Annotated in this window: 14 protein-coding genes; 9 read left to right on the forward strand and 5 right to left on the reverse strand. The window is 67.9% G+C overall.

Going from position 1 to position 13,905, the window contains the following annotated elements:
• The first annotated feature begins 5 nt into the window (after positions 1-5).
• Both manA and AC1DZQ_RS05165 read left to right on the forward strand, forming a co-directional pair.
• The gene (manA, locus tag AC1DZQ_RS05160) at positions 6-1,295 is read left to right on the forward strand and encodes a mannose-6-phosphate isomerase, class I (protein ID WP_476962495.1); all 1,290 of its coding nucleotides are present in this window, start codon (positions 6-8) and stop codon (positions 1,293-1,295) included.
• A gap of 4 nt (positions 1,296-1,299) precedes the next feature.
• Complete coding sequence (locus AC1DZQ_RS05165; protein ID WP_476962496.1) at positions 1,300-2,271, forward strand: lipid II:glycine glycyltransferase FemX; 972 nt, start codon at positions 1,300-1,302, stop codon at positions 2,269-2,271.
• A gap of 14 nt (positions 2,272-2,285) precedes the next feature.
• Here AC1DZQ_RS05165 and galE read toward each other — a convergent pair whose 3' ends face one another.
• Both galE and glpX read right to left on the reverse strand, forming a co-directional pair.
• Entirely contained in the window at positions 2,286-3,260 is a 975-nt protein-coding gene (gene galE / locus AC1DZQ_RS05170; RefSeq protein ID WP_476962497.1) for a UDP-glucose 4-epimerase GalE, read from the reverse strand.
• A 151-nt stretch (positions 3,261-3,411) separates the two neighbouring features.
• Positions 3,412-4,434 (reverse strand): class II fructose-bisphosphatase, encoded by a 1,023-nt coding sequence (gene glpX / locus AC1DZQ_RS05175; RefSeq protein WP_018774693.1) that lies wholly within the window; start codon positions 4,432-4,434, stop codon positions 3,412-3,414.
• Between the two features lie 194 nt (positions 4,435-4,628).
• On the opposite strand from glpX, the gene AC1DZQ_RS05180 reads away from it, so the two are divergent.
• The 3 genes from AC1DZQ_RS05180 to AC1DZQ_RS05190 all read left to right on the forward strand — a co-directional run bounded on the left by AC1DZQ_RS05180 (position 4,629) and on the right by AC1DZQ_RS05190 (position 7,508).
• Positions 4,629-5,375 (forward strand): DUF4245 domain-containing protein, encoded by a 747-nt coding sequence (locus tag AC1DZQ_RS05180; RefSeq protein WP_476962498.1) that lies wholly within the window; start codon positions 4,629-4,631, stop codon positions 5,373-5,375.
• Between the two features lie 9 nt (positions 5,376-5,384).
• Positions 5,385-5,999, forward strand: coding sequence for a carbonic anhydrase (locus tag AC1DZQ_RS05185; protein ID WP_476962499.1), 615 nt, complete (start codon positions 5,385-5,387; stop codon positions 5,997-5,999).
• Between the two features lie 72 nt (positions 6,000-6,071).
• Positions 6,072-7,508 (forward strand): class II fumarate hydratase, encoded by a 1,437-nt coding sequence (locus AC1DZQ_RS05190; protein ID WP_018774697.1) that lies wholly within the window; start codon positions 6,072-6,074, stop codon positions 7,506-7,508.
• A gap of 92 nt (positions 7,509-7,600) precedes the next feature.
• Here the strand turns inward: AC1DZQ_RS05190 and AC1DZQ_RS05195 are convergent, their stop codons facing one another.
• Entirely contained in the window at positions 7,601-8,269 is a 669-nt protein-coding gene (locus tag AC1DZQ_RS05195) for a VWA domain-containing protein (protein WP_476962500.1), read from the reverse strand.
• Between the two features lie 164 nt (positions 8,270-8,433).
• Between AC1DZQ_RS05195 and AC1DZQ_RS05200 the strand changes: the two genes are divergently transcribed.
• Positions 8,434-9,165 (forward strand): TetR/AcrR family transcriptional regulator, encoded by a 732-nt coding sequence (locus AC1DZQ_RS05200; RefSeq protein ID WP_476962501.1) that lies wholly within the window; start codon positions 8,434-8,436, stop codon positions 9,163-9,165.
• The gene (locus AC1DZQ_RS05205; protein ID WP_476962502.1) at positions 9,162-10,886 is read left to right on the forward strand and encodes a DHA2 family efflux MFS transporter permease subunit; all 1,725 of its coding nucleotides are present in this window, start codon (positions 9,162-9,164) and stop codon (positions 10,884-10,886) included. Before AC1DZQ_RS05200 ends, AC1DZQ_RS05205 begins: the two co-directional genes overlap by 4 nt.
• 137 nt (positions 10,887-11,023) lie before the next feature.
• On the opposite strand, the gene AC1DZQ_RS05210 is transcribed toward AC1DZQ_RS05205, so the two are convergent.
• Positions 11,024-11,494, reverse strand: a complete 471-nt coding sequence (locus tag AC1DZQ_RS05210; protein ID WP_476962503.1) for an NUDIX hydrolase — start codon at positions 11,492-11,494, stop codon at positions 11,024-11,026.
• An 11-nt stretch (positions 11,495-11,505) separates the two neighbouring features.
• Positions 11,506-12,063, reverse strand: coding sequence for a prepilin peptidase (locus AC1DZQ_RS05215; RefSeq protein ID WP_476962504.1), 558 nt, complete (start codon positions 12,061-12,063; stop codon positions 11,506-11,508).
• Between the two features lie 58 nt (positions 12,064-12,121).
• On the opposite strand from AC1DZQ_RS05215, the gene AC1DZQ_RS05220 reads away from it, so the two are divergent.
• Together AC1DZQ_RS05220 and AC1DZQ_RS05225 are read left to right on the forward strand one after the other, a co-directional pair.
• On the forward strand, positions 12,122-12,949 hold the full coding sequence (locus AC1DZQ_RS05220) for a hypothetical protein (RefSeq protein WP_476962505.1): 828 nt from the start codon (positions 12,122-12,124) through the stop codon (positions 12,947-12,949).
• A gap of 47 nt (positions 12,950-12,996) precedes the next feature.
• On the forward strand, positions 12,997-13,647 hold the full coding sequence (locus AC1DZQ_RS05225) for a GNAT family N-acetyltransferase (protein WP_476962506.1): 651 nt from the start codon (positions 12,997-12,999) through the stop codon (positions 13,645-13,647).
• The last annotated feature ends 258 nt before the right edge of the window (positions 13,648-13,905 follow it).

A 13,905-nucleotide genomic window follows, 5' to 3' on the forward strand; every position in this document is an offset into this window, starting at 1 on the left:
AGGCCATGTACGAACTTGAGAACGTCCTCCGGCCCTATGCCTGGGGCTCCCCGACGGCCATCGCCGGGCTGCTGGGCAGGCCGGCTTCCGGCGGTCCCGAAGCAGAGCTCTGGATCGGCGCCCACCCGGACTCCCCGTCCGTCGCGCTGACGCCGGCGGCCGGGGGTGCCGGCCGGCACGCGCCGGAAACGCACGACGGCGGACGGCTGGCGCTGGACACCTTGATCGCCGAGGATCCGGAACATTGCCTCGGCAGCGCGAGCGTGGCCGCTTTCGGTCCGCGCTTGCCGTTCCTGCTCAAAGTCCTCGCGGCGGAGGCGCCCTTGTCCTTGCAGGTGCACCCGACGCTCGCCCAGGCCCGGGAGGGCTTCGCACGCGAGGAAGCCGCCGGCGTCGACCCCGCCGCCACGGAGCGCAACTACAAGGACGATAACCACAAGCCCGAAATGATCTTCGCGCTGACCCCGTTCGAGGCGCTCTGCGGTTTCCGGCCGGCCGCGGAATCCCGTGCGGTCTTCCAGCATCTGGCGGCGTGCTTCGACCTCGCCGGGCTCGAGCTGCCGCCGCTGATCCCGCTGCTGCTCGAAGACTTGGCGCAGCCGGACGAACCCACGGCGCTGCGCTCCGCCTTCGAGCGTCTCATCACCGGCGGCGGTGACGTCGCGGACGCGACGGCGATGATCGTCGCGGCCCTCGTCTCCGGTGCACCCATGGCTGGGCACGAGGCGGAACTGTCCACCGCGGTGAGCCTGAACGGCCGGTACCCCGGAGATCCGGGCGTGCTGATTTCCCTGCTGCTGAACCGGATTTCCCTGGCCCCGGGGGAGGCCGTCTACCTGCCGGCCGGCAATGTCCACGCCTACCTGCACGGCCTCGGAATCGAGGTCATGGCGTCCTCGGACAACGTGCTCCGCGGCGGGCTCACGCCGAAGTTCGTGGACGTGCCGGAACTGCTCAAAACAGTCGCGTTCGAGGCCGTCGCCGTGCCCATGCTGCCCGCCGAGACCACCATGCTGGGCCAGGAACTCTTCCGGCCGCCGTTCCGGGAATTCCAGCTGCAGCGAATTGTTCTGGCGCCCGGGGCGGAGCCGGTGCCGCTGGCGCAGTCCGGTGCCGCCGTCGTCATTGTCACGGGCGGCTCCGTCCGCCTCGACTCCCCCAAGGGCGAGCTGCGGCTGGATCTTGGCGCCAGTGCCTTCCTGACCGCCGCAGAGGCCCCGGTCAACGTCCACGCCGTTTCCGGCGCCACAGGCCCCGCCCTGGCATTTGCCGTCACCACCGCATTGGAAGCCTGACACCATGGATTATTTCCTGCAGAGCCCGCAGTGGGCACAGTTCCAGCGTTCGCTGGGACGCACGGTCCACGAACAGTCCGGCCCCGGGTGGCGCTTCCTCGCGGTCGAGGAATCCAATCCGGCCGGCAAACTGCTGTACTCCCCGTACGGTCCGGTCGCCGAGTCGCTGGCAGCGTTCGACGCCGCGCTGGCGGCCCTGACGGACCTCGCCCGGACCAGCGGGGCCGTGTTTGTCCGGGTTGAGCCGGTCACCGCAGGGTTCACCGCCGCCGAGGCCGACTCCGTGCTCCGCAGCCGCGGCCTGCAGCCGGCTCCGGCAAGCCAACAGCCCGAGCTCAGCTGGATTGTGGACCTGGACCGGGATTTCAAGGACGTCCTGGCGGACATGAAGCCGGCGAACCGGAACCTGTTCCGCAACATCCACAAGAAGGGCGTGACCTTCCGCTCCAGCCAGGACCCGGCAGAGATCGTCGTCCTCCTGGACTTCTTGCACATGACGGCCGCCCGCAACGGCTTCAAGCCGCAAAGCGACGAATACCTGAGCCAGGTGGCCCGGGCGCTGATGCCGGCCGGCGCCGCGACGCTGTTCATCGCGGAGCTCGACGGCCACCCCATCGCCGCGGCCCTGGCCTACGATTCGGCCGACACCCGGACCTACGCCCATGCCGCCCTGGACGACACCCACCGCAAACTCAGCGCGGGCATTCCCCTGCTCATCACCCTGATCGCGGACGCCCAGGCGAAGGGCCTCAAGCACGTGGACCTCTGGGGTGTGGCCCCCGCGGACCAGCCCGACCACAAATGGGCCGGGTTCACGGCGTTCAAGAAGTCGTTCGGCGGCCGCGGGATCGCCTATCCCGGAACGTGGGACCTGCCGGTCCGCAAAGTGCGCTACGGCAGCTACCAGCTGGCCCGCAAGGGCGCCCAGCTCGCGAAGAAGCTGCGCGCCCGGTCCTGGGCCCTCGCTAACCGCTAAGGGCGCTGCCGGCGCTAGCTGGCGGGGGTTATCGCGTGCCGCTGCGCGTCGTAGGCGCTGGCCACCATCTGCTCCACGGAGTGCCGCATCTTCCAGTCGAGATCGCGGGCAGCCAGCGTGCCGTCGGCCACGATCCGGTCCGGATCCCCCGCCCGGCGCGGACCGATTTCGGGTTCGAAATCGATTCCCGTGACGTTGGCCATCGCCGTCATGATCTGGCGCACGGAGAGCCCGTCCCCGGATCCGAGGTTGTACACGCGCTCCAGCGGCTTGCCCGCCGCGAGGGCTTGGGCGGCGGCCACATGCGAGGTGGCCAAGTCGGCCACGTGCACGTAGTCGCGTACGCAGGTTCCGTCCGGCGTGTTGTAGTCGATGCCGTTGATGCGCGGCGTCTGGCCGGCCGTGAGCGCCCGCAGCACGATCGGGAAAAGGTTGTGGGGGCTCGTGTCGTAAAGCTCGGGCGCACCGGAGCCGACCACGTTGAAGTACCGCAGCGAGGTGTGGTTCAGGCCCCGGGCCCGGCCCTGGTCCCGGATCAGCCATTCGCCGATGAGTTTACTCTCGCCGTAGGGCGATTCCGGGTTGGTGGGCGTCGCCTCGGTGACGACGTCGCCGGTGGGCGTGCCGTAGGTGGCCGCGGACGAGGAGAAAACCAGTTTGTCGACGCCGGTGAGCTCCATGGCCTTGAGCAGCTGCGCGGTGCCTGTGACGTTCTGTTCATAGGTCAGCAGCGGCTCCTGGACGGAAACCCCGGCGTACTTGAATCCGGCCAGGTGGATCACCCCGGTCACCGCGTGCTCCCGCAGTGTGTGGGCCACCAGGTCGGCGTCGAGGATGCTGCCGTGGATGAACGGCACATCGGCCGGCACGAACTCACGGTGCCCGCTGGAGAGGGAGTCAATCACCACCGGCTGGATCCGGGCCCCGCGCAAAGCGGAAACCACATGAGAACCGATATATCCTGCACCGCCAGTTACGAGCCACGTCATGGCCCCACCCTATCTAATCCCACCGGCTCCGGCCGCCCCGGGCAATAGACACGGCATCAGACACCGGGACTAAGACGACGAATCCCGGGTCGCGGAGGCGGCCCGGGATTCGCGGTGTTCAGTGGTGCAGTTCAGCGTTGCCGCGTTAGTGCTAGCTCTTGCGGGCGTAGCCTTCCCACTTGCTGGCCTGGTGTTCGCCGTCCACGAAGCGGATGGTGCCGGACTTGGAGCGCATCACGATGGACTGGGTGAGGACCTTGTCCTTGGAGTAGCGGACGCCCTTGAGGAGGTCGCCGTCGGTGATGCCGGTGGCCGCGAAGTAGCAGTTGTCGCTCGAGACGAGGTCGTTGGTCGAGAGCACCCGCTCAAGATCGTGGCCGGCGTCGATGGCCTTCTGCTTCTCTTCGTCGCTCGTGGGCCACAGGCGGCCCTGGATGACGCCGCCGAGGGACTTGATGGCACAGGCCGCGACGATGCCTTCCGGGGTTCCACCGATGCCCATCAGGGCGTCGACGCCGGTGCCGGCACGCGCAGCGGCGATGGCCCCCGCGACGTCGCCGTCCATGATGAACTTCGTGCGGGCGCCGGCTTCGCGGATTTCCTCCACGAGGGGGCGGTGCCGGTCGCGGTCCAGGATCATGACGTTGAGCTGGTTGACCTTGACGCCCTTGGCCTTGGCGATCAGGTGCAGGTTCTGCTTGACCGGCAGGCGCAGGTCCACCATGTCGGCCGCTTCCGGGCCGGTGACGAGCTTTTCCATGTAGAACACGGCGGAGGGGTCGAACATGGAGCCACGTTCGGCCACGGCCAGGACCGCCAGGGCATTGTTGATGCCGAGTGCGGTCAGGCGGGTTCCGTCGATGGGGTCGACGGCGACGTCGCACTCGGGGCCGGTGCCGTCGCCGACGCGCTCACCGTTGAACAGCATCGGGGCTTCGTCCTTCTCGCCCTCACCGATGACCACGACGCCATTGAAGTGCACGGTCTGCAGGAAGGAGCGCATGGCGTCCACGGCGGCGCCGTCGGCCTTGTTCTTGTCGCCGAAACCCACCCAGTGACCGCCGGCGATGGCCGCGGCTTCCGTGACGCGGACAAGTTCCAGTGCGAGGTTGCGGTCAGGCTCGTCGATCCCGACGGCGAGCGAGGGGGAAAGCGTGGAGTACTTCTGGGACATGGGCGCTGGTGTCACGTGAACCTCTTCTTCGAGTGGCGGTCGTTGAACCCGTACGGCCAGGATCGATCCGTCGCGTTGATTCGTCTGATACTGATCATAGTCGGGGCGGGCCCGCGAGGTCATGGGATGACCGGCGCGTGACGCACTTCACCCCTGGGCGGCCGGAGCGGCGCGAATGTGAGATCGGCCCGGACATGCGCGACTATAGAGGGGTGAGTGAATTGCAGGACGCTTCCCCCGCCGCCCCCGGTTCTCCGGCTGGCAGCTCCCACGCCGCGGACCAGGACCTGTCCGGACAGCCGCCGGCGAAGCCCGTCATCGCCGCCGCCGCGGCCAAACGCGCCAACGCCTCCGTGATGGGCATGATCATCGCCCTGGTGGTGAGCATCGCCGCGTTCCTCCCGATCGTCCTCATGAACCCGTCCCCCAAGAGCGACGGATACCGGCCCAACGTCAACGTCAGCGCCACAGCGCAGAACGCGGCGGGTGTGGCGGGATTCACACCCGTGGCGGCCGATACCGGCGACGCATTCCGCGCCAACTACGCCCGCTGGGAGTCCGGCGCCGGCAGCGGCGTCCCCGCCTGGGAAGTCGGCTACCTGACGCCCAAGGAATCCTTCATCGCCCTCGTTCAGACCCGCCAGGCCAACCCCACCTGGCTCCTGCAGCAGACCAAGAACGCGCCCGTGACCGGCACCCGCAACGCCGGCGGCCGGGACTGGGAACTGCGCGACACCGGCAAGGGCGAGAAATCCATGGTGCTGACCGAACGCGGCACCACCGTCGTCCTGTCTGGATCCGCAACGCTGGAGGAGTTCTCCACCCTGGCCGACGCGGTGGTGAAGTCGCTTGAAGGCAATCCTCCCGCCGGGGCACCGTCCAGCCCGCCGGCGCCCACGCCGGGCGCAACAGTTTCCCCTTCGGCCACCCCTTCACCGTAAAGTGGCCACGTGGCTACTTACCTGACTCCCGCGCTCGCCTGGCAGCGTCTCCGTGAAGGCAACAAGCGTTTTGTCGCCGGCATGTCGTCCCATCCCAACCAGGACGCGTCGCGGCGCTCGTCGCTGGTAGAAAACCAGCATCCCTTCGCCGTGATCTTCGGCTGCTCCGACTCCCGCCTCGCCGCCGAGATCATCTTCGACCTCGGCCTAGGGGACGCCTTCGTTGTCCGCACCGCCGGCCAGGTGATCGACGACGCCGTGCTCGGCTCGCTGGAGTACAGCGTTAGCGAACTGGACGTCCCGCTGATCGTGGTTTTGGGCCACGACCGTTGCGGTGCCGTCACCGCCACCAAGACCGCCGTCGAAACCGGCCAGATGCCGGCGGGTTTCATCCGCAGCTTGGTGGAGCGGATCACCCCGTCCGTGTTGACGTCGCTGCGTAACAATCAGACCGACATCAACGACATGGTGGTCGAAAACGTCAAGCAGACCTCGCAGCGGCTGGTGGACAGCTCCCGGGTGATTTCGGACGCAGTGGAAGGCGGCCGCACTGCAGTGGTCGGCCTCGCCTACAGCCTTGCTGACGGCCGGGCCGACCTCGTCTCCAGCATCGGCCGGCTCTAACCCTCGGCGCCCGGCCCCTTGCAGCCCGTTCACGGTTTTCGATGGGACTCCAACTCCCAATAAGCTAGCCCCATGACTTCCACAGATGAGTTGAACACCGAAGAGTTCCGCATTGAACACGACACGATGGGCGAAGTCCGCGTTCCCGTGAACGCCCTGTACCGCGCACAGACGCAGCGGGCAGTCGAGAACTTCCCGATCTCCGGCAAGACCCTGGAGCGCGCCCACATCGAAGCCCTGGCACGCGTGAAGAAGGCCGCCGCCCAGGCGAACGCCGAACTGGGGGTGCTCGATGGCGAGCTGGCCCAGGCGATCGCCGACGCCGCCGACCAGGTTGCGGCCGGCAAGTACGACGGCGACTTCCCGATTGACGTCTTCCAGACCGGCTCCGGCACGTCCTCGAACATGAACACCAACGAGGTCATCGCCGAGCTCGCCACGCGGGCCCTCAAGTCCGCCGGAAGCGACAAGGTTGTCCACCCCAACGACCACGTCAACGCCTCGCAGTCCTCCAACGACGTCTTCCCGACCTCCGTCCACGTCGCCGCCACGTCCGCGCTGATCAATGACCTGATCCCGGCCCTCGGCTACCTGGCAGAGTCGCTGGAGCGCAAGGCCACCGAATTCAAGGACGTCGTGAAGTCCGGCCGCACGCACCTCATGGACGCCACCCCCGTCACCCTGGGCCAGGAGTTCGGCGGCTACGCCGCCCAGGTCCGCTACGGCATCGAGCGCATCAACGCCTCCCTCCCCCGCGTCGCCGAGGTCCCGCTCGGCGGAACCGCCGTGGGCACCGGCATCAACACGCCGGCCGGATTCCCGGAGCGCGTGATCGAACTGCTGGCGGCCGACACCGGACTGCCCCTGACCGAGGCCCGCGACCACTTCGAAGCCCAGGCGAACCGGGACGGCCTCATCGAGGCCTCGAGCCAGCTGCGCAACATTGCGATCTCCTTCATGAAGATCAACAACGACCTGCGCTGGATGGGCTCCGGCCCCAACACCGGCCTCGGCGAAATCGCCATCCCGGACTTGCAGCCGGGCTCCTCGATCATGCCGGGCAAGGTCAATCCGGTCATCTGCGAAGCCTCCATCATGGTCTGCGCCCAGGTGATCGGCAACGACACCGCCATCGCGTGGTCCGGCACCAACGGCGCCTTCGAACTCAACGTCGGCATCCCCGTCATGGCCGCCAACCTCCTGGAATCCGTGCGCCTGCTGGCCAACACCAGCCGCGTCATGGCCGACAAGATGATTGACGGCATCACCGCCAACGTGGAACGCGCCCGCTTCCTCGCCGAGGCCTCGCCGTCGATCGTGACCCCGCTGAACAAGTTCATCGGCTACGAGAACGCCGCCAAGATCGCCAAGAAGGCCGTCGCCGAGGGCCTGACCATCCGCGAGACCGTCGTCTCCATGGGCTTCCTCGAGCGCGGCGAACTGACCGAGGAGCAGTTGGACACCGCCTTGGACGTCATGTCCATGACGCGCCCGCCGCACAAGGCCTAGCGGCTCCTGGCGGCGGCCCCGCCCCCGTAGAAACATCCGCCGCCGGCCGGCACCTTTCCTGGAAGGGTGCCGGCCGGCGGCATGTCTGCGCCCTAGACCATGGGCGGTTCCCCGCCGGCGGCCTCCCGCTCCTCCGCTGTGTAAGCCGCTGCCGCGGCGGCGTCAGCCATGCTGGCACCGCCGATCCGTGCCTCCCGCAACCGCCGCGTCTTGGCGGACTGGACGGAGAAGGCAGCATCGACGTTCCCTGCGGCATAGGTCAGGGCGTCCTCGGCGCGGATGCCGAGGCCGCCGGCGGTCAATACGGCGTCCTGGTTGGCGCCCAGATATGTGAACTGCCAGCCCCACTGGCTCTGCTGCCGCTGGACCAGGGCCTTGACCAGCTCGCCAGTGGCCTCGCGCGAGGAGTTCTCGTGCCCGTCCGTCAGCACGGCCACGAGCACGGTGCCGGGGCGCTGGTCCTCCGGGAGTGCCTCGAGTTCCGCGCCCGCCTCCCCGATCAGCCGGACCATGGCGTCGTGCAGGGCGGTGCTGCCCCGCGGCTGCAGGTCCAGGGCCGGCACGTCATGGATATCCACCGAGGCGTAGACGCGCTCGTAGGTGTCATCGAACTGCGCCAGCGAGAGCCGGCACCGGCCCGCCACGGCCTGCTGTTCGCGGACAAACGCCGCGAACCCGCCCACCGTGTCATCGGCGATGGTGCTCATCGAGCCGGAACGGTCCAGGAGGACGTACACGTGCGTCAGGGCTGAATCTGTCATGCTTCCCCATTTCCGGCCCGGACGGGGCTTCTGCCTCATCCGGGCCACCTGTTGCCAGCAGTATGGCTGGACAGGAGCAGGCTACGGCCGGGCACCGACATTTTGTCAGCACCAGACCAGAGCATCTTTTGCACTATTTCTGATTAAGTGCAAAAATACACTCTATGGGAAACAGTGCAACTAATATGGGTGGCCTCCGCGAGCGCAAGCGGGCCGCAACACGGGCGGCCATCACCGCCGTCGCGCGTTCCCTGACCGCCGAACGCGGCCTCAGCGGCTACACCGTAGAGGAGGTCTGCGAGCGGGCGGGCATCTCCCGCCGGACCTTCTTCAACTACTTCCCAGCCAAGGAAGACGCGATCCTCGGCCACGTCGACGACGACTTTCCCGAAGAGGTGGTGGCGCGGTTCATGGCAGGCGGCGCCGGTTCGCCCGCCGGGGAAATATCGGCCTCGCTGCTCGCCGACCTCGTGCGGCTGTCCCTTGACCTGTCTGAACGGATGAGCGGCTCCGAGGAAGAGACCCGTCAGCTGATCGGGGTGATCAAGAAGGAGCCCCAACTGATGCTGAAGATCATCGGCGCCACCGAGGAACGCGAGGCCGACTTCGCCCGGCTGCTCGCGGCCAGGGAGGGCGTTGCCGCCGACCATCCCGTGGTCCGCATGGCCGTGGTCCTCCTGGGAAACGTGGCCAGGAAAACCAGCGCCGACTACTTCTCCGAAGGCAATACCCGCCCCTACAAGGACATGCTGCTGGAAAACATTGCCGCCGCCCGCACGCTCTTCTCCCTGCCGTTCACCGTGTCCCACTTCGACACCGTCCACTTCAACACTGCCCAGTCAGACGCAGTCGAGTCCAAAACAGTCCAGTCCAACACTTCCGAAGGAGCGCAATGAGCGCCGCCGTCAGCACCAAGCCAGCAGCCGAGCCGCTGCTGCTGACCCAGAAACGCATCTGGATCATCTTCTCCGCCCTCATCGCGGGTATGCTGCTCTCCAGCCTTGACCAGACCATCGTGTCCACCGCCATGCCCACGATCGTCGGCAAGCTCGGCGGCGTGGAGCACCAGGCCTGGATCACCACGGCCTACCTGCTCGCTACCACCATCGTCATGCCCATCTATGGAAAGTTCGGCGATATCCTGGGGCGCCGGAACCTGTTCCTCATCGCCATCGCGCTCTTCACCCTCGCCTCCGTCGGCTGCGCCTTCGCCACGGACTTCTGGGGCTTCGTGGTCTTCCGCGCCATCCAGGGCCTGGGCGGCGGCGGCCTGATGATCCTGTCCCAGGCCATCATCGCCGACATCGTTCCGGCCAAGGAGCGCGGCAAGTACATGGGCCCGCTGGGCGCAATCTTCGGCCTCTCCGCCGTCGCCGGACCCCTGCTGGGTGGTTTCTTCGTGGACCACCTGACCTGGGAATGGGCCTTCTACATCAACATCCCGATCGGCATCGCCGCGTTCACCATCGCCTGGTTCACCCTGACGCTGCCGAGCAAGAAGGCCGAGAAGCGGATTGACATCCTGGGCGTGCTGCTGCTCTCCACGGCCACGACGTGCCTGATTTTCTTCACCGACTTCGGCGGCAAGAAGGACGAGGGCTGGGATTCGCCCCTGACGTGGGCCTTCGGCGCCGGGCTGGTGCTCGCCGCTACGGCCTTCGTGCTGGTGGAGCGCCGGGCCGAGGACCCCATCATTCCGTTGAGCCTGTTCAAGAACCGCATCTTCGTTAACTCCACCGCCATCGGCTTCACCCTCGGGCTGGGCATGTTCGCGGCGATCGCCTTCGTTCCCACCTTCCTGCAGATGTCCTCCGGGACCTCCGCCGCCGAGTCCGGCCTGCTGATGCTGCCCATGATGGCGGGCCTCATGGGCATGGCGATCTTCTCCGGCATCCGCATCTCCAAGACCGGCAAGTACAAGATGTTCCCGATCCTCGGGGCCGTCCTGACCATCGCGGCAATGCTGTGGTTGACCACGCTCACGGCCGCCACGCCCATCTGGGTCATCTGCGTGCAGCTGTTCATCTTCGGCGCCGGCCTGGGCTCGATCATGCAGGTGATTGTCCTGGTGGTCCAGAACTCTGTACCGGCGGACCAGATCGGCACGGCCACGAGCACGAACAACTACTTCCGTGAAGTCGGCGCATCCCTCGGCGTCGCAGTATTCGGCTCCATTTTCACCACCCGGCTCTCCGAGTCCCTGACCAATGCCTTCACCGGGGCCGGTGCCTCCGCTGAGCAGGCGTCGCAGTCCACCCGGACGATGGACCCGCAGGTCCTCAGCCAGCTCCCGGCGCAACTCAAAGACGCGATCGTCAACGCCTACGCGGACTCGCTCGCCCCCGTCTTCTGGTACCTGCTGCCGTTCCTGGTCATCGCCCTGATCCTGGCCCTGACCCTCAAGCAGATCCCGCTTTCGGACACCGCCGGCATGGTGGCTCGCGGGGAAGCGGTCGGCGGAGAGGAAGCCGAGCGGCTCGAGGCGGAACGGACCGCAGCCCGCCACGCCGCCGACAGCTCGGAGCCCACGAACCGCGACGAGCCGGAAGGGCCCACCGCGCACAGCAACTCCGGCGAGCCCAGTCACGACGACGGGCTAACCCGCCGGCGCGGCTGACGGCCCGGATTCGGGCCCACCCGCCGGCACCCGCCAGCGGGTGCCGGCCAGCGCCAGCCAGGGGCGCCGCAATCTTTGGGGGTTGCGGCGCCCCTGCTGCGTGCCGGGCCGGTCAGCAGCGGCCTGCCCGCGTGGGGTCAGTGCCGGTAGTGGACTTCGCCGGCGGGGTCAGCGGCCCGCCGGATCATCTCCAGATGCCCGGGCATGAGCTCCGGGAAGTCCTCCGGGCGGAACCATCCGACGTCGAGGGATTCGTCGTCGTTGACCCTGGCCTCTCCCGAGACGAAACGGCAGCGGAACACCAGGGTCAGAAAATAGCACGCGTCGCCGTTGGGATAGCGGGTCGGACCCACGGCATGCACCGAAACCAGCCGTTGCGCCGCGGCCACCACGCCGGTCTCTTCGAGAATCTCCCGCAGCAGGCCCGGCGCGGGGTCCTCGCCCGGTTCCAGGATCCCGGTGATCAGGCCCCATAGCCGGTTATCGGCGCGCTGGCCGAGCAGGACCCGGCCGACGTCGTCGAACACCACTCCCGTGACGCCGGGCAGCCAGAGGGTCTCGTGTCCGATCTTCTCGCGCAGTTTCAGGATGAAATCCGGCGTGGCCATGCCGTGTCAGCCTAACCGGCCGGAATCAGCAGCATGGCGGCCGCCGTGCCGGCCAGCATGAACGGCCCGAAGGGAATGGCCGACTGCAGCGTGCCGCGCCGCATGGCGAGCAAGCCCAGGCTCCACAGCCCGCCGAGGAGGAACGCGGCAAAGGTCCCGGCCATGACGTGCCCCCAGCCCAGGAATCCCAGGTACATCCCCAGGACGCCTGCGAGCTTCACGTCGCCGAATCCCATTCCCGGCGGATACACCGCGTGCAGCAGGAAGTAGAAGAGCCAGAGCGCGGCCCCGCCGGCGAGGACACGGAGCCCCGGCACGCCGAACGCCCCGGCGTCCGCGGCGCCGGCAACGTCCTGGCCGCCGTGAAGGAGCTGGCTGGCGGCCGCGCCCAGCAGGAGGACTCCAGCGACCGCATAGGAAGGAAAGACGATCCTGTCCGGGAGCAGGTGGTGCCGGACGTCGATGACGGTGAGCCGAACGGCCATCACGAAGAAATAGACGCACGCGGCCAGGGCAAGCCAGAAGGCCAGCGGGTTGGCGGCGCCGAGAATACCGAGTCGTTCGATCACTCTCGGATGCTACTGGATATTCATCCGGCCCGGCGGTCCCCGCGCGTAAACTGTGGATATGGCCGCATGGGACAGCAAGAACCGGCGCGGGCCGGACGCGCCCCGCGGCCCGGCGGACCAGGCCGCGGCCTTCCGGAACCTGTGCCGGTCCTCGCCCTGGAAGTGGCAGTCGCTGAGGTTCGAGTACCTGGACCGGCCGCTCACGGTTTCCGCGGGTTCTCCGACGGGCCCCTCCCCCGGCGACCTCGTCAGAGGGTGGCTGCGAAGGCCCGGCGCCTTGCGGCTGGAGACCGCCAACGGGCTCGTGATCGGCAGCACCACCGGCATCAATGATTCCCGTGGCGGCTTCTATATCAGTTCCACGAGGAAGACCTGGCTCCTGCCGCCGCACCTGGTCACGCCGGTGTACGACGACGACGGGCTGGTGCGCCGCCGCCCGGAGGCAGCCTACGGCGAGCCGTCGTTCGGAAACGGCAGGTTCGCCGCCGTCCTGGACCCGGTGGAGCTCGCGGGGAACGCTCCGGTCCCGTTGGAGTTTCCCAACTCCAACGCCGTGGAGCTTGGCCCTATCACGGAGGTTGACCACGAGGGCCGGTCGGCCCTGGAATCCACGGTCAGCCCGAACCTCTCCTATCGTCCCGCCGATCCCGGAGCCCCGCTCTGCCGGCCGGGGCGCACGCTGCTGAGGATTGACGCCGGCACGGGAGTCTGTGTCGCGAGCCGCTGGCTGGACGCACCCGGGGGTGCCAATGAGCAGGACGGCTACGGCCATTGGCTCCGGATCCTGGGCGTCGACGAATACATGCTCGATGACCTGTTCCTGGCCGAATCGATGAACCTCACGGACGTCCGTCGCCACATTAGCTGGGACGTTCCCGCGGAGTAGCCGGCCTGTGACTGGCATCCGCCTGCCGGCACCGTTAGGCTTCGCCGATGACTGATCCCGCCGACTACTGGCCCCCATTCGGCCTGACCCTGACCACGCCGCGCCTTGAGCTGCGTCCCATCCGCGACGCGGAGATTCCGGCCGCGGTCTCGGCCGCCCTGAGCGGCGTGCACGAGCCGGGCCGCAGCCCCTTCAGCAGGCCCTGGGCCGAATCCCCCGCTGAGGAGCTCGGCCCGAACATGGCGCAGTGGTACTGGCGGTGCCGCGGGAACATGAGCCCCCAGGACTGGACCCTCCTGCTTGGCATCTGGCACGATGGCGAGTTCATCGGCTGCCAGGACGTCGAGGCCAAGGACTTCGCGACGCTGAAGACGGTCACCACGGGCTCCTGGCTCCGGCAAAGCGTGCATGGCCAGGGCTTCGGCAAGGAGATGCGGGCCGCCGTCGCCCTCTACGCCTTCGACTACCTCGGCGCCGAAGTGGCGGAATCCGAGGCCGCCGCCTGGAACCAGCAGTCCCTGGGCGTCTCACGCTCCCTCGGCTACGAGCTCAACGGCGTCAGCCGCGCCGCCTGGGGCGGGAAGGCCCAGGAGGTCCAAAAAGTCCGCCTCACCCCCGCCACCTTCAAACGCCCCGACTGGAATCTGCAGGTAAAGGGCCACGAAGCAACAGCGAAGTACCTAGGCATCCACAAGTAGCAGCAACAGCCCCCAAGCGGCTGCGGCGTCCCGCCGTTTAGGCACCTCCCGTCGCTGGGTTCGCCGTGGTTGGGTTCGCGGGGCAGCGGCGTCCCGCCGTCGCTTAGACACCTCCCGTCGCTACGCTGCGGTCGCTGGGCGACCTTCGCTTCGCTTTGGTCGGCGATGCGCTCCTTAGCGGGACACCGCAGCCCCGCGACGGTGAGACGCTCAGCAGGCCGGGACCCGGTCTTTCGCAAAGGAGCGCATCGCGACGCA

The organism is Arthrobacter sp. P1_C12_2 (genome assembly GCF_056406415.1).